19 protein-coding genes are annotated in these 17,721 nt (G+C 38.6%); 14 read left to right on the top strand and 5 right to left on the bottom strand.

What is annotated here, in order from left to right:
• Positions 1–5 precede the first annotated feature (5 nt).
• The 7 genes from AABJ44_RS00715 to AABJ44_RS00685 all read left to right on the top strand — a co-directional run bounded on the left by AABJ44_RS00715 (position 6) and on the right by AABJ44_RS00685 (position 5,572).
• Positions 6–725 (top strand): helix-turn-helix domain-containing protein, encoded by a 720-nt coding sequence (locus tag AABJ44_RS00715; protein WP_338369996.1) that lies wholly within the window; start codon positions 6–8, stop codon positions 723–725.
• On the top strand, positions 725–1,189 hold the full coding sequence (locus AABJ44_RS00710) for a GNAT family N-acetyltransferase (RefSeq protein WP_338369994.1): 465 nt from the start codon (positions 725–727) through the stop codon (positions 1,187–1,189). The genes AABJ44_RS00715 and AABJ44_RS00710 overlap by 1 nt, the downstream gene beginning before the upstream one ends.
• Positions 1,190–1,261: 72 nt before the next feature.
• A complete protein-coding gene (locus AABJ44_RS00705; protein ID WP_338369993.1) occupies positions 1,262–1,912 on the top strand; it encodes a class I SAM-dependent methyltransferase in 651 nt (216 codons plus the stop codon).
• A 483-nt stretch (positions 1,913–2,395) separates the two neighbouring features.
• Positions 2,396–3,265 carry a hypothetical protein gene (locus AABJ44_RS00700; protein WP_338369991.1) on the top strand — a complete coding sequence of 290 codons (870 nt, stop codon included), beginning with the start codon at positions 2,396–2,398 and terminating at the stop codon, positions 3,263–3,265.
• A gap of 33 nt (positions 3,266–3,298) precedes the next feature.
• The gene (locus tag AABJ44_RS00695; protein ID WP_338369990.1) at positions 3,299–3,934 is read left to right on the top strand and encodes a Type 1 glutamine amidotransferase-like domain-containing protein; all 636 of its coding nucleotides are present in this window, start codon (positions 3,299–3,301) and stop codon (positions 3,932–3,934) included.
• Positions 3,931–4,899: a phosphotransferase enzyme family protein gene (locus AABJ44_RS00690; RefSeq protein ID WP_338369989.1), complete on the top strand. Its 969-nt coding sequence runs from the start codon at positions 3,931–3,933 to the stop codon at positions 4,897–4,899. The genes AABJ44_RS00695 and AABJ44_RS00690 overlap by 4 nt, the downstream gene beginning before the upstream one ends.
• Positions 4,900–4,909: 10 nt before the next feature.
• On the top strand, positions 4,910–5,572 hold the full coding sequence (locus tag AABJ44_RS00685; RefSeq protein WP_338369988.1) for a nucleotidyltransferase domain-containing protein: 663 nt from the start codon (positions 4,910–4,912) through the stop codon (positions 5,570–5,572).
• Positions 5,573–5,630: 58 nt separating this feature from the next.
• Here the strand turns inward: AABJ44_RS00685 and AABJ44_RS00680 are convergent, their stop codons facing one another.
• Positions 5,631–6,608, bottom strand: a complete 978-nt coding sequence (locus AABJ44_RS00680) for a serine hydrolase domain-containing protein (RefSeq protein ID WP_338369987.1) — start codon at positions 6,606–6,608, stop codon at positions 5,631–5,633.
• Positions 6,609–6,871: 263 nt separating this feature from the next.
• On the opposite strand from AABJ44_RS00680, the gene AABJ44_RS00675 reads away from it, so the two are divergent.
• From AABJ44_RS00675 to AABJ44_RS00665, 3 genes are all read left to right on the top strand, one after another.
• Complete coding sequence (locus AABJ44_RS00675; RefSeq protein WP_338369985.1) at positions 6,872–8,008, top strand: YARHG domain-containing protein; 1,137 nt, start codon at positions 6,872–6,874, stop codon at positions 8,006–8,008.
• A 37-nt stretch (positions 8,009–8,045) separates the two neighbouring features.
• On the top strand, positions 8,046–8,990 hold the full coding sequence (locus tag AABJ44_RS00670; RefSeq protein ID WP_338369984.1) for a hypothetical protein: 945 nt from the start codon (positions 8,046–8,048) through the stop codon (positions 8,988–8,990).
• A gap of 401 nt (positions 8,991–9,391) precedes the next feature.
• A complete protein-coding gene (locus AABJ44_RS00665; protein ID WP_338369983.1) occupies positions 9,392–11,506 on the top strand; it encodes an adenylate/guanylate cyclase domain-containing protein in 2,115 nt (704 codons plus the stop codon).
• Here AABJ44_RS00665 and AABJ44_RS00660 read toward each other — a convergent pair whose 3' ends face one another.
• The 3 genes from AABJ44_RS00660 to AABJ44_RS00650 form a co-directional block, all read right to left on the bottom strand.
• Positions 11,507–12,277, bottom strand: coding sequence for a helix-turn-helix domain-containing protein (locus AABJ44_RS00660; protein ID WP_338369982.1), 771 nt, complete (start codon positions 12,275–12,277; stop codon positions 11,507–11,509).
• Positions 12,278–12,399: 122 nt separating this feature from the next.
• Positions 12,400–13,014: a histidine phosphatase family protein gene (locus AABJ44_RS00655; protein WP_338369981.1), complete on the bottom strand. Its 615-nt coding sequence runs from the start codon at positions 13,012–13,014 to the stop codon at positions 12,400–12,402.
• 27 nt (positions 13,015–13,041) lie between these two features.
• Positions 13,042–13,515, bottom strand: coding sequence for a MerR family transcriptional regulator (locus AABJ44_RS00650; RefSeq protein ID WP_074641843.1), 474 nt, complete (start codon positions 13,513–13,515; stop codon positions 13,042–13,044).
• Between the two features lie 83 nt (positions 13,516–13,598).
• On the opposite strand from AABJ44_RS00650, the gene AABJ44_RS00645 reads away from it, so the two are divergent.
• From AABJ44_RS00645 to AABJ44_RS00635, 3 genes are read left to right on the top strand one after another with little or no spacing between them, the layout of a single operon-like run.
• Positions 13,599–14,531, top strand: coding sequence for an ABC transporter transmembrane domain-containing protein (locus AABJ44_RS00645; protein ID WP_338369980.1), 933 nt, complete (start codon positions 13,599–13,601; stop codon positions 14,529–14,531).
• The gene (locus AABJ44_RS00640) at positions 14,528–15,130 is read left to right on the top strand and encodes an ATP-binding cassette domain-containing protein (protein WP_338369979.1); all 603 of its coding nucleotides are present in this window, start codon (positions 14,528–14,530) and stop codon (positions 15,128–15,130) included. Before AABJ44_RS00645 ends, AABJ44_RS00640 begins: the two co-directional genes overlap by 4 nt.
• Entirely contained in the window at positions 15,124–16,050 is a 927-nt protein-coding gene (locus AABJ44_RS00635) for an ABC transporter transmembrane domain-containing protein (RefSeq protein ID WP_338369978.1), read from the top strand. The genes AABJ44_RS00640 and AABJ44_RS00635 overlap by 7 nt, the downstream gene beginning before the upstream one ends.
• A gap of 28 nt (positions 16,051–16,078) precedes the next feature.
• On the opposite strand, the gene AABJ44_RS00630 is transcribed toward AABJ44_RS00635, so the two are convergent.
• Complete coding sequence (locus tag AABJ44_RS00630) at positions 16,079–16,522, bottom strand: hypothetical protein (protein ID WP_338369977.1); 444 nt, start codon at positions 16,520–16,522, stop codon at positions 16,079–16,081.
• 371 nt (positions 16,523–16,893) lie between these two features.
• Here AABJ44_RS00630 and AABJ44_RS00625 point away from each other — a divergent pair, with 371 nt between their 5' ends.
• Positions 16,894–17,721 carry a class I SAM-dependent methyltransferase gene (locus AABJ44_RS00625; protein ID WP_338369975.1) on the top strand — a complete coding sequence of 276 codons (828 nt, stop codon included), beginning with the start codon at positions 16,894–16,896 and terminating at the stop codon, positions 17,719–17,721.

The following is a 17,721-nucleotide window of genomic DNA, read 5'->3' as shown; positions in this document are numbered from 1 at the left end:
TGCTTATGAATTTAGGAAATAATATCTGCTTTTTGAGAAAAAAGAAAAAGCTCACACAGGAACAGTTTGCAGAACTGATAGAAGTAACCCGCCAGACGGTGTCTCGCTGGGAAACTGATGAAGTTGTGCCGGAGCTGGACAGACTTTCGCAAATGTGTTCGATTTTTTCCTGCTCTTTGGACGACCTTGTTCGAAAAGATTTGACATCCAAAGACGAAGTGTACTCGCCGGTGGAAATCAGAAAGCTGCCGGCTTTCAGAATGGCTCGCTATGTGATGATTTCTCCATCGCCAGAGCAGGATGTTATAAACTATATGATGGCTTGGGGAAAAACAAGCGGGCTTCTTGCGGCTTGCCCGGATGCCAACCTTCTTGGCTGGGATTTTCCATTTGTGTCGCAGGAACAGCAGATGCGTTTTGGGCTTCACGGTTATGTTGCGGCTTATGTACTTCCTGATGGTTTTGAAACAACTTGTCCGGGAGTGGAATATGCCACAAACAACGAGGCAGAGTATGCGGTAATCACTGTGACAGATCCTCATGCCCGTTCGTTTGAAAGAATCCCAGGTGGCTATCAGAAAATTATGGAATGTCTTCAGGCTGACAGCTTCAAAGAAAAATTCCCGGAAAATATTATCCCGTGTTTTGAATACGAATATGATAAAGACGGCATTCACTACATGGATATTTTTATTTATACAGATAGTGTCGTAAGGGGAATGTAATGAGTTTACAATTAGTAAAAGCCGGCACTGCAGATGCTGTAACTCTTGTTGGTATTTCCAAGCATGCCTTTGAGAGTGATGTTGAAGTTGGTGCTTCTGATTTGTTCGGACCTCCGGGATATAAGTCACTTCCCTTTTATACAAAGATGGCGAGAATGAATTGTCTTTATAAGCTAATTGATGATGATGGCTTGACTGTTGGCGGAGCAGTTCTTTTTATAAAAGATAATGAAATGAATGTTGGTAGGATTTTTGTGTCACCCGAACATTTCCGCAAAGGCTACGGCATTTTTATGATGCAGCAGATTGAGACGATGTTCCCAGAAGTTCAGATATTTACTCTTGATACGCCAGTCTGGAATATCCGCACGAATGCGTTTTATCAGAAGTTGGGATACACAGAAGTACGACGTGACAATGATTTTGTGTATTATGAAAAGCGGGCGTTACGGGCCGGCGTTTGAGGCCCGTAGAGGGGGTAGCGAGCAACGACGTGCGAGCGAGGGGGAGACTTCCCCCTATGAATGGAGAAAACAATGAACTATTCAAATACAAACGAACATTTATACAATGACATCGCTCTATGGGAAAAAACTGACGGTAGAGATTTATTTCTTGAGATGCCACTTACGGAAAAGGACGCACCCTCAGTTCTTGATTTCGGTTATGGCTTTGGCGAAAATCTGTTTGCTTTGAGCTATGCATACCCTACTGGAAAAATCTATGGAATTGATTGCAGTCCTGTTTGTCAGAAAGAAGTTGGTGAAAAGATTGCAGCGCGGGGGATTAAAAATATCACTTTAATAAACAAAGAAGTTCACAACCTGCAGGATTTTGAAAATGACTCTCTGGATTTAGTTTTGTTGTATGATGCACTTCACGGCGGCGACGGTAAAGGCAAGTACATGCTTTTTGAAGAATCTCATCGCGTATTGAAAACTAGAGGTTGCCTTTCCATCCTGCCCGTACACTTAAGTAACTGGCGCGACCGCGAGGGCAAAAAGAAAACTTATTCTCTTAAAATGATTATCGATGAAGTTCAGTCTTTTGGTTATGAATACGCTGGCACCTGCAGCCAGAAAGGCATTCACTGGGAAAAGTGCCACACGCTGTATTACATCAAAAAAGGAATCATAACCTTTGATATACTTGAGCGAGTTGATGTAATGAATTTTAAGAAAAAATAATTATAATAATCGGCTATTTACAGAATTTACCTACAAAACAGTCGGTTTTAGTGATTTTGTAGGTAAATTTTGATTGAACTGTAGTGTTGATTCAAGAAAAATACCTACAAAAATGGCAAAATTGTCAGTTTTGTAGGTATTTTTTTTAAAAATTTATAGAAATCGATTTGATTTTGTGTTTTTTTACCTACAAAAAAAGGAAATTTAACATTTTTGTAGGTAAAATCAGAAACTGCCCCATAACAAAATCCATTTATTTACCTACAAAATACATGAAAACCCTAATTTTGTAGGTATTTTTCTTTATCTCGAATATACTTTTACTTACTTGGCAGACAAAATTGAGCAATTTTTGACAAGAACTTTTTTCTGATAGAAGATATACTTTTAATTAATTGGAGAACGTCATGCTGAACTTGTTTCAGCATCTTTTATATTGAGATCCCGAAACAAGTTCGGGATGACGGGAGAGGAGGCAAGAATATGGAAGACGCAATCTTAAACTGGTTACTGGAAGATGAAAATCCGGAAGTAAAACTCAGAACCCTCAAAGAGGCACTGCATCTGCCCGACAGCGACGAAAAAGTCATCGAATGCAAAAAGCAGTTACTCGAAAGCAAGACATACGCGCGCGCATTGAACAGACTCCACAAACCAAAAAATTGGGATAAATACGACGCCATTCTTGCCTTTGCTGAATGGGGACTTACCCGTGCCGATATTGGTAAAGATATTGATGACGAAGTTTTCGGTCTGATTGAAGCTACTGGTTTTAAGATGCTTTGCGGTGAACCTCTTCTCCTGCGAAATCTTGTAAAACTTGGATATTATGATGAAGAAATTGTCCGAAAGGAAATTGATGCACAGCTTGCGCTTATTCAGGAAGATGGCGGTTTCCGATGTATCAGCACAAACAAAAAAATCAATGACCCGAGAAAGCCTCACAAAAGCTGCATAAAATATACAATCGAATTCCTTATGCTTGTTGCCGAACTTCATCTTCAGAGAATCAAAACCGAATGTGAAGAAGCTCTTGTTCACTATTTCACAAAACGTAACATTTTCTACCGCACCGACGACATGAAAACTCCAGTTTTCGATGTAATGCTCGGAACCTTCTATACTCCAGACCCAATCAAAATCGGCGCGCAGAATATTGTTTATGCCCTCAAAGCACTTGGCTGTCCTCTTGATTCAGAAGCAATGAAAGAAGGTATCAGAGTTTTGAATCAGCACAGACTTGAAAACGGCAGATACATTTTGACTGATTCAAAAAGCGTACCTGCATTCAAAGTTGGCGATGTAGGGGTAGAAAATAAATGGATTACACTTTATGCATATATGACGATGTAAAAAAGAAGACTGCTGGCTGATGGAGTTAGTTTTATGAATGCAAAATTATTAGGAGTTTTCAGCGGATTTCCGACTCATCATTTTACAGATGAAATTGCAGAGGTACTTCGCGAAAATCTGGGCGAGCGAAAATGTCTTGTTGTTATAAGTGCCGATCCGGAAAACTATACACAAAATGATGACGACAAAGACGGCATGCACCAGATGTTGGCTGAACGTGGTCTGGGCTTTGCAGAGCATCATGTGATTGACCGGCGGACGAACGCGGAGACTGCATCAAAACTTGTACAGCAGGCTGATTGCATCTGGCTGATGGGTGGTGAAGTAACCTGGCAGATGAAGCTGATTCAGGATCTTAATCTTGCTCCAGAGATTTTGGCTAGCCATGCAGTGATTCTTGGTGTAAGTGCCGGTTCAATGAATATGGGGCCTTATGTTGCCGAAGTCTGGGAGTCAAAGACAATGTACAAAGGGCTCGGCCTTACAGATGTCATCATCAAAGCACATTATAAACCAGATGAATGGTTTGTTCCGAGCCTAAAAGAAATGTCGATGGTTCGTCCGATTATTGCCATGGAAGATGAAAGCGCAATTTTCATAAACAGTGACAAAACCTGGCGACTTGGAAAGATGCATAAAGTTGATAAAGGAGAAATTACAAGTCTTTGAAAGCAATTGAACAGATATTAAAATTATTTTCTCTTGAGGATTTTAACTGGCACGAAGTTGAAGGTCACGAAGGTGGACGTAACAGGATTTTTGTTTGCAGTAAGGGTGATGAAAAAAAGTTTGTGCTTCGGATTTCTTCAACTGGTGACAGAACAGAAATGGACTATCTTGCCGAAACGGAGTTTGTTCATTATCTTGCAGAGCATGGTGCCCCTGTTGCAGATGTGATTCCGAGTGTAAATGGGAAACTTGTTGAAGTTGTTGATAATGATGGAGCACGTGATTTTGTCTCACTTTTTGAATATGCAAAAGGAATGCTTTTGTGTGACAACGGTTACCGTTACCGAGAAGGCGCATCGCTTGAAGAATATTTTTATAACACTGGAAAAACTCTCGGAAAAATTCACGAGCTCTCAAAACACTTTGAGCCAACCGAAGATCACCGCCGCCCAGACTATTTTGATAAATATAACATGGAATACATCAACAATTTGATTCCAGATACTTATTCTGATTTGAAAAACGCAATTGCAGGACGCCTCGAAAAGTTTCAAAAACTACCGACAGATAGTCAAAACTACGGTTTAATTCACTTCGACTTCAGTGACGGCAACTATCACATCGACATGGCAAACGGCAATATTACAGTTTTTGATTTTGATAACTGTATGTACTGCTGGTACATGTTCGACCTCGCAAATCTCTATCTTCACGGCGAAGGCTGGTTCCGCAACGAACCAGATCCCACAAAACGAGCCGCCGGCATGAAGCATTATTTCGATACAATTCTCAAAGGCTACAAATCAGAAACCACAATTTCTGATGAATTCCTGAATCAACTTCCACTCTTTATCGACATGGTCTTAATAGAAAACATCGTCGACGAGTTTGAATGTGCCGCCCGCGAAGGCGAAGAAGTAGACTACGAAGATATTGAAGATGCCGCAAATCATCTGATAAACTAGAGAAAGAAAAATGTTCAACTTAGAAACCTATATCCAGAATCTAATCTCAGAATGTAAAACCACTTTCAACACCCGACTTTTATACATGGGCCTGCAGGGAAGTTATCTCCGAGGCGAAGCACATGAAAACAGCGACATTGATATTATGGTCATTATTGATAATTTTACAGTAACTGACATGCAGACCTATCGCGAAATCCTGAAGAAAATCGGCTGGTACGAAAAGTCATGCGGTTTCATCTGTGGCAAAAACGAAATACAAAACTGGAATCCGCTGGAAGTCTGTCAGCTCAAGTTTACCACAAAAGATCTTTTGGGAGCCCTCACAGATTATCTTCCGCCGGCAACCAGACAAGACGAAATCAATTACGTAAAAATTAGTTTAGGAAATTTATATCATGAACTCTGTCACAGATTCATTCATGCAGACAGAGAAAAGAACATCACTAAATTCCGCGGTACCTGTAAAGGCTTTTTCTTTTTGATTCAGAATCTCCATTATCTTGAAACTGGCGATTTCATTCTCTCAAAAAAAGAATTGAAAGAAAAAGTTTCAGTAGCAGACCGACGCATTCTTGAGTTCAGTGACCTCCCAGACGATTATAATTTCGACGAAGCCTTCTTGGAACTCTTCACATGGTGTCAGAATGCGTTCAGCCGTTTAGAAGTTTAATTGATTAAATGGATAATAATTATGGCATTTGTAAAAAACGGCAACTTTATGCAATATGCTATAATCTAGATTCAATCTCCCGCTGAATAAAGTCCACGCGATCAAAAATCGTAGGCTTAAAATACGAAGCCACCGCAACAACAATCTTCTTCTCCGGGTTAATATAAATCACATTCCCGCTATTCCCGATAGCCGCATAAATCCCCTTCTTCCTGCTGATAATCCACCACAAATATCCGTAATCCATTCCACGGAAATGTTTACCTTCAACCGTGCGCGGCTCCGTCATCTCCCGAATCCACTTAGACGACACAATCTGCTGCCCGCCGTACGCTCCTTTGTTCAAACACAGGAGCCCAATCTTCGCCATGTCACAAGCCGACAAACACAGCCCATAACCCGGAGTCCCAAGATTCTGGCGGTCACTAAACCACACAGCCTTTTTCGGAGTCTTCTCAATAGTAAACTGTTTATGCTCCTCGGCAGACTTAGCAATATAAACCTCATGCGCAGGAATCCCCAGCGGCCCGAACAAAAACTTATTCGCATAGTCCACAGTAATCATGCCAGTCGCCTTATAAAGAATCCCAGACAAAATATGAATGCAAACCGAAGAATAACGGAACTCCCCTGTCATTCCCTGACGACCGCCAAGAAAATCCAGAGAAGTGTAAGTCCAGTTTTCACTCGAGCACACCTTAGACCACGGGTCGCCCTTACCCTTATACGGAGCCCTCATCGTAAGCAAATCTTTAATCGTCACCTCATAAATAGTCTTCTCGCCGCGCTTTACCTTATATTCCGGAAAATAATCCAGCACCTTATCGTCTACACCTTTAATCTGCCCTTTATCAATCGCAATCCCAACGAGCAGCGCCATCACACTTTTAGTCACCGACATCACATGCGCACAGTCGTCCATCTTGTAGCCGTTCCAGCAGTCCGAATAAACCTCCTCGCCGCCCTTATAAGCCACCACCTGGCAGATGTTCGGCTGCTCCGTCTCAATCAATTTGTGAATTTCATTCTTGTTCATAAAATCTCCTTAAAACTTTGAAATAATAAAGGATCCTTATATTTATGGATTAAATACTTTGATTTTTAATTAGTCAATAAATTTTTTTATGATTTTTTTTAGATAGTGAAGGGGAAAGCCTTCCCCACGTTCCAGCCCGCTACGCGGTCTTCCTCTACCCCTTCTCCTAGGGGGCCACCCCCTAAAACCCCCGCCCCCGCCGCTCTCTCATAACAAATCGTACATTGTATAAGGAACTTTCTCACTATATAATAAAGTCAGTAATGAAAAAGAAACTATTACTTACAGCAATCATTTTCACAATGAGCGTTTTCTGCCTTGCGCAGGAAGTTGAAAAAATTGAAGTCTTAGAAGATGTAAAGTATGAAAGATATCCCGGAGGTGGAATGGGGCATTTTCCACTAGGAATATATTTTAATGAAGTAAACAATCTCTTGGTTGTACAGGATCCTTTGCCTGGAACTATAGTAACAATCAATCTGGAAACTAAAACAATTTCAAAAGAAGAAAAACCGTTTTTAAGTGAACACGCACCATTACTCTTGGTATTAGGAAATAATTATTGGGGAGTTTATTCGGATTCTATTGAGTATTCAATAAATAATACACCTTATAAATACATCAGTGATACAAATCCTGGTATAAGCTTTATACTCAAAAAAGATAGCGGTTATATAGTTTATTTTTTAGGCGGTGCCATAGATTCAAATGGACGTATTTATTCAGAAGAAGAGGCAATGGCATATCTGAAACAATATGATCCCGAAAAATATGAGCAGAGCAAAAAAAAGGCTGCAGAGCTGAGTCTTTATAATGATTTTATTAGAAACAATGTTTTGATTTGGGGAAACACATACTATAAAGAACACAATACATTGCAGCAATATGATCTCCAAGGATATAGATATTTTTCTGAAAATTATGGAAGTCTTGGTAACGTCCTTGGATGTTATTTAAATGATGATAATATTTTTTATTTAAAAAATCTGAACTCATATTCAGAAATTCGGAAAAGTGGACAAGACTATTCTTTTAGCTGGTACGTCGGCTTTGGCGGTAACATCTACTATTATGTTGCCGGTAAAGAGTATACTGAAGTCTTCCGCATCCGACGCACCTGGGGTGATCCAGACTTTTACGCAATGGCAATAAACGGCTACACAGACGACTCTTACGGCCAGTACGTAAACAAGGTTCTTCCAACCTTGAGCAAGGCAGATCTTCGCCTTCTGCGAAACACAATCTTCGCCATCTATGGCGTTCACTTTAAGAGTACGGACCTTTCAACTCATTTCAATAAGCAAGTCTGGTACACTGATGAAGGCAAAACCTCCGGCGAAATAAAACTTCCAGCCTATCGCCAGAAACTTGTAGAAATGATACAAAACTTAGAAAAATAATAAAGAACATTTTTTCGACAATATGGAGACAAAAATAATGAAAAGAATATTTTGTTTATTACTAATTATATTATCAACAACAATCTTATTAGCAGAAGAATATCCACTAATAAAAATTGGAGAATATGAAAATAAGAAAGAATTAAATTCAATTAGCATAAGAAAAGATGAAGAGGTTGCAGTTTCTGATGATGTAACAGGAAATATTTTGACTATTTCAAATGATGGAACAATGATTATTCATTGTAGAGATCTTGATAAATTAGTAAAAATAACAAAAAATTTTGAATTAGAATATTTAGTAGATCTTAAGGGTATTATAAATTCTGATGCAACTCATTTAGAATCTGTATATGATGGAAAATTTTTATTTTCGGGTTCTTGGGCTGATTATGTTCTTATTAATAAAAATAGAAATCAAATATTCAGTTTTAATCCATTATGGGATTATGACATAAGAATGGATTCAAAAACTTCATATTATCTTGAAGAGGCCAATGTATTATTTTTCTGGGATAACAAAGAAAACATTTACTGTGTAGTAAATCCTGGAATGGATAAAGAAGAAAACAGAAAAAACTTTCATAATACAGAGGAAACAAAGAAAATTTTTGAATCAGATGTGGAAATAAATGGAGTAAAGATTCGGGTATCAAGTTCGAATAATGTTTTTTTAGATGGAAAAAGAACTTATTGGGATCAGACAAGAATGAATGATTATATGTATCAAAAAGTTAATATGGGTAATTATTATATTTATGATAGAAAAAATGCTACTAGGAAAAAAAATGAAAAAATATCATATGATATATATTTGACTTCAGATACCGAAGTAATAGAATCATCTGCCTTGCATCCATCCGGCGACATCTACGTTCTTCGCATGAACTGGAACACTAACACGCATAATCTTTACTGCATAGAAAACACCTGGGATCCACAGTGGCGCGCACAGTGGTATAAAGAACATTCAAAAAACTAAGGTAGAAAAATAAAAAAGAAACTTTTATTTACAGCAATCATTTTCTCCATGACTCTTTTCTGCTTTGCGCAGGAAACAATAACTGCACAATCTGAAACTTTAACAACTGTTGCCTTCGCTAAAGATTCAGCAGGATTTATTTTCCAGCACTTTCTAAAACGGGAGATTTGTTTTACTTAGACTATTCAAACTAAATGAAAGAACTACTGCTTTATTGCATCGAAAACAACTGATCTCCAGAAGCTAAGCAGAATTTGGAATAACCGGGGGCGTTGCGGGGTGTCCCCGCTGGAAGGGGTAGCGGAAGACCGCAGCGCGGGCTGGAGCAAGGGGAAGGCCTTCCCCTCCTTCATTCCATTTTTTTGACAAACTATTCTTTATAACATAAAATTATATGTATAATGAGTAACACAATTAGAATTATCAGTATCGTAGTGCTTTCGGGGTTGGCATTCTTCTGTTTACAGGTTGGAGTGTTTTTATTATCTGGGCATAGGCTGAAAAATAACAGTCGTCGTACGCTGATTCTTCTTCAGTTTATTACAGGCGCTTTGCTTGCTTTTGATGCCATGGCTTATATCTTCCGAGGTACAAGCCAGGTCGGCTACTATATGGTCCGCATAAGCAACTTTATGGTTTTTGCGCTTAACTACTTCACCACTTTTTTCTTCTGCTTTTATTCTGCTGAATTTATTAAATCGGATGTTCTGGATTTTAAGGTTCTATTCAAACCTCGTTCTTCAATAAGGAATGGGGTTCCTGTTCAGCTCTATATTGTTTTCTACATTTGTCTTATTGGAATTATACTAACTATCGTTAGTCAGTTTACCAATCTCTTTTATTATTTTGATGAAGCAAATCTTTACCACAGAAGTGCTCTCTATCCTGTGAGTATTGTCCTCGGACTTTCTCCTGGACTTATAACATGGGCAATGCTTTTTCAATCTCAGAAGATTTTACAAAAAAATGTTTTGATTTCTCTTGCTATTTATCCTCTTTTTCCAATCATCGGAATTGTATTGGCTTTGTTAGTTTATGGAATTTCCTGGATTGATATTGGATATGGCATTGGTGCCCTGCATCTTTTCTTCTCTTCCATCAAACTTATGGAACTCGAATTTTATTCTGATAAAAAAGATGGTCCTCGTTTGAGTCCAAACTATAAACAGGGCGTTACTGTTCCAGAAATGAAAAGACATATTACAAGAAGTCATGTATGGCAGGTTATCGCTTCAGTTTCCGGTGGACTTCTGCTGGTAATGATTATTGTTTCTATTACCGGAATCAGTATACCTGAACGAAAACTTGTTATAAATAAACCTTATCTTGCGAATGACAAATCTAAATCTGTATGTGTTACTTTCCTTCGTGATTCTGAAAAATTCTGGAATGATGACGAAGACTTGACCCGCCTGGGTGCTCAGTATAACGGTGTAATCTATAACAATATGATGGCCACCGTCATTACAGATTGGAATGTTACTATTGATGTTTGTGAAGACTGTACTATTGATCCGGGTCCATGGAACGGAAACTTTACTATTAAAGATAGACTAATGAACGTTCGTAAGCCTCAGGATAAGGACGAAGAAAATCTTCATGGAGCTGATTATTATCAGGTTACTCCACTAAAGAATCTTGGCTTTGGTTGTATTATGTACTCCCCTGCTGAATATTCCCCGTTAGATTCAAAAATCATCTTTACTTATGAAAGTGTCCTTAAACCATTGTCATATTTTCTATTCCAGGTTGGCTTAGTTGTAATTTCAATTCTTTTCATTGTGTCTCTTACGATTTCATTTACTGAAGGAAAAATTATTCGCGTAGAAGAAGAAAACAGAAAGCTTGAAGACACTGTAAAGGAACGCACTAAGGAACTTCAGGAAGAAAAGAATCGTTCTGAAGAACTTCTTTTGAATATTCTTCCAGAGGAAGTTGCAAAACGTCTTGCAATGGACAGGAACGCTAAAATTGCAGATAAGATTGAAAACGCTTCTGTACTTTTTGCTGATATTGTCGGCTTCACTAAAATCACAAGTGCTCTTGATGCTGATACAATTGTCGGAGCTTTGAACTCGCTCTATTCCAGAATTGATGAACGTGCAAAACGTGATGGCATCGAAAAAATCAAAACTATTGGTGACTCTTATATGGCGGCGGCCGGTCTTTTCGGAAACGAACCTGCAGAAAAGAATGCGCTCGCAATTGTTAATTTTGCACGCGGAATGCTTCAGGATATTGAAAACTTCAATGCCACAAGCAATGTAAAGCTCTTTATGCGAATCGGAATCAACAGCGGAAACCTTATTGCCGGAGTTATCGGAAAAACAAAATTCGTTTACGATATCTGGGGTGACACTGTAAATGTTGCCAGCCGAATGGAAAGCTCAGGCGAAACCTCTAAGATTCATGTTTCAGAAAATACTATGGAACTTCTTAAAGGTGCTGTTAGTGCAAGCGCCCCTGTCGAGATGGAAATCAAAGGCAAGGGCGTTATGAAGACTTTCTTTTTGTAATTAAACAATTCCCCGCTCAATTGCACTCGTAATATCTTCGCCGGTGATGATGGTCAAAGTTTTAGCATCATAATGCTCTTTCATGAAACTAGCACCATCTCCCCGGTCTACAATTGCAACAAGGGCTGCTACTTTTATGTCAGCAATTTTCTTCAGATTTTCAATTCTGCCGGCTACAGTCTTACCGCTGTTGATTAAGTCGTCCACGATGACAATTCGTTCTCCATCTTCAAGCGTGTGTCCGCAGATTGTTCTTCCACGGCTGTCTGAAACTTTTCTATCGCTGCAATAGTTTACGGTGATGCCATATTTATTTGCAAGGATTGTTGCTGTGGCAGCTGCAAAACTTATTCCGTGATAAGCCATTCCTACGATGCAGTCAAAATCAAGGTGAGCTTCCATTATCAGGTCGGCAAAGAATTCACCGAGCTTTGCAAGATGAATGTTTGTAGTGAAGTTTTCCGTATTGATAAAGTAATCCGATTCAGTTCCTTTGATTTCGAACTTACCTCGCTTCAGCACACCTGCATCTGCCATAAGACGGATAAACCTTTCTTTGTTGGTGTATGCTGCAAGCTTAAAGCCCATCAGTTCATCAATTGTTACTCCAAAGTAATTTGCAAGAATTGGAAGCATTTCTAAATCTGGGGAACCACCGTTCTCCCATTTGCTCACTGCCTGATAAGAAATGTTTACTGCTTCTGCAAGCTCTTCCTGAGTAATTCCTTTGGCTCCTCTAAGTTTTTTGATAGTTGCGCCGATTGTGTTCATTTTGTACCTCTTTTATTTTTTTTCCTTGCAAGGAGGTTTATACACATCATATTGCCAATATACCTGACTGACAATCGACGCGTTTTGTAGTTTTACTCAACTTTCGGTTGAGAAGTTTTTCTCTAATTCATATATGACATATCGCTGACTTTTTTGATGATACGTTTTCCGTCGTCGGTTTCAAGCATAATTGAAACGCCGCCTGCAGCGCCATGCATTTCGCAAGTGTTTAAGGTCTCCACGCCCAGCCCTAGAAACATGATATTGAATACACTCAATAAATCTCCGTGTGAAACGATGATTATGTTCTGTTCGTTACTCGACATAATCTCATCAAAGAAGGGCTTCAGGCGATTCCATTCGTCACGGCGGCTTTCACCATCGGAAAACATTTTGTCGTCTATAGTTTTCTCATCACGTTCCAGATTTTCTAGCAGCCATTGAACAGACTTTCCGCAGCATTTACCAAGATTTCTTTCCCGCAATTCTGTACGAAGTTTTGGTGTAAGATTCAGAGCTTTTCCAACTTGTTCTGCAGTCTGTTTTGTACGAATCAAATCAGAAGAATATAAAACAAAATCTTGTGCACGATCACCAAGTTCTGCCTGTAACTTTTCGCCGATTCTTTTTGCCTGTTCAATTCCTTTTTCTGTAAGATCCCAGTCTGTCCAGGAACCAACCATCCCGTTTGTGTGATGAACCGATTGTGTGTGCTGAATTGTGATTATAGTTTTCACTTGAGTCTCCCCTGCTGAACAATTCTGTTATACCCATATAGCATCACTCAAAACTTTTGAAGCCTTGAGTTCTTCCACACAAACCGCATTGAGCAAAAACCAGGCCCGTTCATCCTCTGTCATTTCTGTGATTTCTTTTGTACCGATTTTGCGTGAGAGGTTCTGTTCTATATTTTCTATTGCGCCGATTTTACTCTGTATCTCGCTTTTCTTTTGTTCCCATTCCACTTTTTTAGAATAAAGCGCATCCAGAAAGGCCTGCGATTTAAGCCCACCCTTCATAATTTTTTTGATTTCGTTAAGTGTAAAACCTAATTCCTGCAGCTCTACAAGTACGTTGAGTTTTTTTACCTGGTCGGCAGAGTAATAACGATAACCAGTTAGAGGATCTATCTTGCAGGGAACTAAAATACCTTTTTTTTCATAAAGACGCAGAGCCTTCGGTGTTGTTCCAAAAAAATCTGCAAGCTCACTGATTTTTAATAATTCATCTTTTTCCATTTTTTACTTGACTTTGTCCCTGGGACAAGGTTTAGCGTTTTGTTATGAATATTATAACACGCACATTTTATAAAGTGAAGTTTATGATTTTTCTGACTTTTATAGCAGATATTATTTTTCTTGCGGTTAATCTTGTCTGGAATAAATATCTGGCAAATCTGATTGACCTTGTAACAGCGGGGAATGTTGGAGCGGGCGAAGCAGGTAACTCATCTATTCAAGGAATGCTCGTAGAACTTCTGATTATTCTTGCTGCCTTTATTTTTATGAGTGGGGCAAACGCATTTATTTCCGGTACAACTACAGCCAGAATAAATTATGAGTTAAGACAAAATTATATCGAAAGCATTGCGCGTAATAGTGTTTCATTTATGAGAGCAAAAGAGATGGCGGTGAGCGGCGGTGAAATGACTTCTGTGCTATTGAATGAGTTTAATGCAGTTAGTGTTTTTATTTCTGAAAATCTGTTTTTCATCTTTGATAGTTTTATAAAATTTCTTGGTACCTTCGGGTGGTTTATTTTTTTGAATCCGTTTCTTGCGTTTTCTTCAAACCTGCCTGTCTTTCTGATTATTCTTTACGTTTCTTTTTCGTGTAAGATTTTGAAGAATTATACAATAAAAGCAAATGAAGAAAATGCAAAGCTGAATGGCGTTACAGAAAGTCTGATGTCGCTTTTCCCGGTAATCAGATTGTATCAGGCACAAAAATTCATACTGACAAATTACAAGAACAGACTTGAGGCATGGGAAAAACTGAATATCTCCATGGAAAAAAAGAAAGCACTTTTGATGTCAATTTCTGCAGTGATGACATGCATACCTTTGCTGCTTTTAGTTTTGATTGGCGGCAATCTGGTTATCAAAGGCGAAATGACAGTGGGCGAACTTTATATTTTTATAAATCTTTCGGGGAACGTTTCTGGCATTTTGATGAACATGCCGTCCTTTATAATGCAGTTCCGTATCTTTGCAGGAAATCTCCAGAAAATCAACAAAGCAGGAGAAGACAAATGATACAAATCGAAAATCTTACATATTCTTACGATCAAAAAACTGTACTAAAAAATCTGAATCTTACAATTCCTGATGGAATGAAAATCGGAATAATCGGTGAAAGCGGTTCCGGAAAGACAACTTTGATTAAATTAATTTCTGGTCTTTACGAAGTTCAGCAAGGTAAAATTTACACAGAAGGAAAAATGTCTGTGGTAATGCAGGGAAACAAACTCTTCCCATTTACCATAAGAGAAAACATCACCTGCGGTCATGAAATTCCGGAAGAGCAGATTTGGGATACGGTTAGAATTGCTCAGCTTGAAGAATGGGTAAAATCTCTCCCAGATGGTATAGATACTTTTACAGGCGTACGTGGGGATAATGTTTCTGGCGGACAGGCACAAAGAATCTGCATTGCAAGAGCGATTGCACAGAATCCTCAGATTTTGATTTTAGATGAAGCTACCTCTGCACTGGACATGGAAACTTCTGCCCATCTTATTGAAGCCCTGCAGAACTGGTGGAAAGAGCGGACAGTAATTTCCATTGCACACAGAAAAGAGGCTCTTGATTTTTGCGATAAAATCTATCGGCTGGAGGAAGGCGTTTTATGCTGAAAAAACTTGAAATCAAAAAACAGTATTTGCAGCTGCTTGCTTTACGACTTCCTTTCGAGGCCGTCAGAAATCTCATAAATGCGCTTTTCCTAAAACAGGCTTTTGAAGCAATTGAGGCTTTGGATTTTGTGAGGCTTGATGTTGTGTGCGGACTTTTTTTGTTTGCTAATTTATTGCTGTTCACTTATAACGGAACTGTGTGGCGTTTTTTTGCAGCTTTTTATGCAGGCTTTCAAAAGAAATTAAAGTTGTATATTTTCAACAAGCTTCTTGCAAAACCAATCGAAGAAATTGATAAACTAGCTTCAGGCGATGTTCTTTTACGGATAAATCAGGATGCACAGATGACCGCCGCAATTTATGGCGAACCCTGGAATCTTGTGTTTCTTGTGAATGGAATTGCAAATCTTCTTTTGTCTGCAATCTTATTCTGTATTTTTGATTCGAAATTATTTCTGATTGTGCTTGCTTTTGTGATTCCTCATATTCTGATTATAACCTGGATTGTGTCACCGCGCTTGAGTTCCATTCAGAATAAAATACAAAAGGCTTCCGCAGAATTAACCGACATGTATGAGTCTTTCGTAAATATGGCCGATACAGTTTTTCTGTATGACTGTTCTGATTTTTTTCTGAAGAAAATAAAAATCAAAAATCTGGAATTAAAACTGCTCTTCATAAAAAAGGCTTTATACAAAGCGATTGAGCATGCTGTTATGCCGCTCTTTGGAATAATGGGATATCTTGTTCTCATGTTCCTTGGAGCAGAGAAAATCAATGCAGGAATAATTACACTCGGCTCTCTGCTTTATGCGTTTCAGCTCCGTGGCGGTATTATTATGTCAGCGAATATGATTGCTACCAGCGTTACAACAATTTCTGTAAATAAAGCGGGATTAAAGAGACTGAAGGAATTGTAAGATTTTCATTCTCAATTTCGCATGTAAATTAATCCCTATAAATAAAAAGAACTTCTGCATTATCATCATTGTTGGCAAATACAATTTTCCAACCGGATTTTAGAAGAGCTTCATAGCCCCAGCCGTTAATTTTCTTAAAATTGATTTCCGGAATAATATCTTTAACTTGTTTCATCGACATTTCAAGATATATTCCTTCTTCTGTTTTAAAACGTTTTCCAAAATATGCATCATTAACAAATATTGCACGAACACGATTATTTAGAACCGCAATTCTATACCAATAAGGGGATTCATAAAGATTAAAATACGGAGCGAATTGTGATGGATTTATCATAATTAGATTTGCTTTTGACATCTCAATGTTGTAAGAAGAAATATCTGCACCGATAGGAAAATCCTTCAGCATTTTATCATTAACAAAAATTTCTCCTTCTGGTACAGGATCTGTTGCATAAACAACAGAAATCAAAAATAGTGATATTAAAAATATAAAACTTTTCCTTTTCAAATAATTATCCCTCATTTTGTGTATGTCGAACTTTGAATTTGCGGTCATTATACTTTTTATCTATATGTAATTCTAACACATTCTTTCTTCCTTGACACAAAAATCATTTTTCTATATGTTCATACCAAGATGAAATTTTTTGTAATCGAAACTACATACACAACCGCCTCAACCACAGTTACCACAACTACAGGCATTGGTATGCATTTGGATTACAGAAAAGAATAAGATTGCAGATTATTAGCTGATATAAACTGACCACTTATCTTTTCGGTAAGTGGTCTTTTTTTTTGGCTTAAACTGATTTCAATAGGTTCACAAGGAGGATGATTATGGACTTACACGATTTCAAAGATGTTGCAGAAAATTACGACCGTTATTTAGACGTAATGTATGCGCATGAAAATTCCATGCACGAAAACTTTCAGGAGTTTTATCTTGAGCTTGCCAAAAAGTACGGCAGCGGCGGCGTTGTTGATGTTGCCTGCGGAACTGGTGCAGTTCTGCTCTATCTTGCAGAGCGTGGCATTATTGCTGATGGAACTGACATTTCTGAGGAAATGTGCAAAGTAGCCGGAGCTAAAGCAGAAAAGCTTGGTCTCAAACTCAACATTTATCCAGCCGACATGACAAAGTTTAACTCAGGTAGAAAGTACTCTCTTGCAATTATTGCCCGAAGCGGTTTTATGCACCTGCCAGATACAAAAACTCAAAAGACAGCACTCCTGAATCTTCGCAATCAGCTTACTCCGGGCGGCATCCTCACGCTCAATACCTTTGATCCATGGCCATCAGCTCAGGCTGCTCAGATTAACACAAGTCCAGAAGATTATAGCTTCCGTCTTGAGTATGTGAACAGCGACGGCAACCGTGAAAAGATCTATAACGCAATCTCATATAATCTTTACACACAGCAGATGTACGGCAACTGGAAATTCGAAACGTACAACGAAGCGGGTGAAATTATTGGAGAGCGTATTCGTCCTCTCTTAATGCGTCAGACATACAGAAGCGAAATGTTCCTGCTGGCAGAGCTCTGTGGTTTTGAAGTTGTGGACATATACCGCGGTTACAAAGGTGACAAGGAAGATTTGAATGATCCATCGTCAGCATCAAAATACAACAGCAATCTTATCTGGATTTTGAAAAGGAAGGATTAA

Origin of the sequence: Treponema bryantii (assembly GCF_036492245.1) — a bacterium.
Classification (GTDB): Bacteria; Spirochaetota; Spirochaetia; order Treponematales; family Treponemataceae; genus Treponema_D; species Treponema_D bryantii_C.
Note: the sequence above shows the minus strand (reverse complement) of the source record. Positions and strands in the feature narration are given on the sequence as shown.

Coding starts and splice junctions, on each gene's coding strand:
- AABJ44_RS00715 (WP_338369996.1), top strand. CDS start 6: ATGAATTTAGGAAATAATATCTGCTTTTTGAGAAAAAAGAAAAAGCTC.
- AABJ44_RS00710 (WP_338369994.1), top strand. CDS start 725: ATGAGTTTACAATTAGTAAAAGCCGGCACTGCAGATGCTGTAACTCTT.
- AABJ44_RS00705 (WP_338369993.1), top strand. CDS start 1,262: ATGAACTATTCAAATACAAACGAACATTTATACAATGACATCGCTCTA.
- AABJ44_RS00700 (WP_338369991.1), top strand. CDS start 2,396: ATGGAAGACGCAATCTTAAACTGGTTACTGGAAGATGAAAATCCGGAA.
- AABJ44_RS00695 (WP_338369990.1), top strand. CDS start 3,299: ATGAATGCAAAATTATTAGGAGTTTTCAGCGGATTTCCGACTCATCAT.
- AABJ44_RS00685 (WP_338369988.1), top strand. CDS start 4,910: ATGTTCAACTTAGAAACCTATATCCAGAATCTAATCTCAGAATGTAAA.
- AABJ44_RS00680 (WP_338369987.1), bottom strand. CDS start 6,608: ATGAACAAGAATGAAATTCACAAATTGATTGAGACGGAGCAGCCGAAC.
- AABJ44_RS00675 (WP_338369985.1), top strand. CDS start 6,872: ATGAAAAAGAAACTATTACTTACAGCAATCATTTTCACAATGAGCGTT.
- AABJ44_RS00670 (WP_338369984.1), top strand. CDS start 8,046: ATGAAAAGAATATTTTGTTTATTACTAATTATATTATCAACAACAATC.
- AABJ44_RS00665 (WP_338369983.1), top strand. CDS start 9,392: ATGAGTAACACAATTAGAATTATCAGTATCGTAGTGCTTTCGGGGTTG.
- AABJ44_RS00660 (WP_338369982.1), bottom strand. CDS start 12,277: ATGAACACAATCGGCGCAACTATCAAAAAACTTAGAGGAGCCAAAGGA.
- AABJ44_RS00650 (WP_074641843.1), bottom strand. CDS start 13,515: ATGGAAAAAGATGAATTATTAAAAATCAGTGAGCTTGCAGATTTTTTT.
- AABJ44_RS00645 (WP_338369980.1), top strand. CDS start 13,599: ATGATTTTTCTGACTTTTATAGCAGATATTATTTTTCTTGCGGTTAAT.
- AABJ44_RS00640 (WP_338369979.1), top strand. CDS start 14,528: ATGATACAAATCGAAAATCTTACATATTCTTACGATCAAAAAACTGTA.
- AABJ44_RS00635 (WP_338369978.1), top strand. CDS start 15,124: ATGCTGAAAAAACTTGAAATCAAAAAACAGTATTTGCAGCTGCTTGCT.
- AABJ44_RS00625 (WP_338369975.1), top strand. CDS start 16,894: ATGGACTTACACGATTTCAAAGATGTTGCAGAAAATTACGACCGTTAT.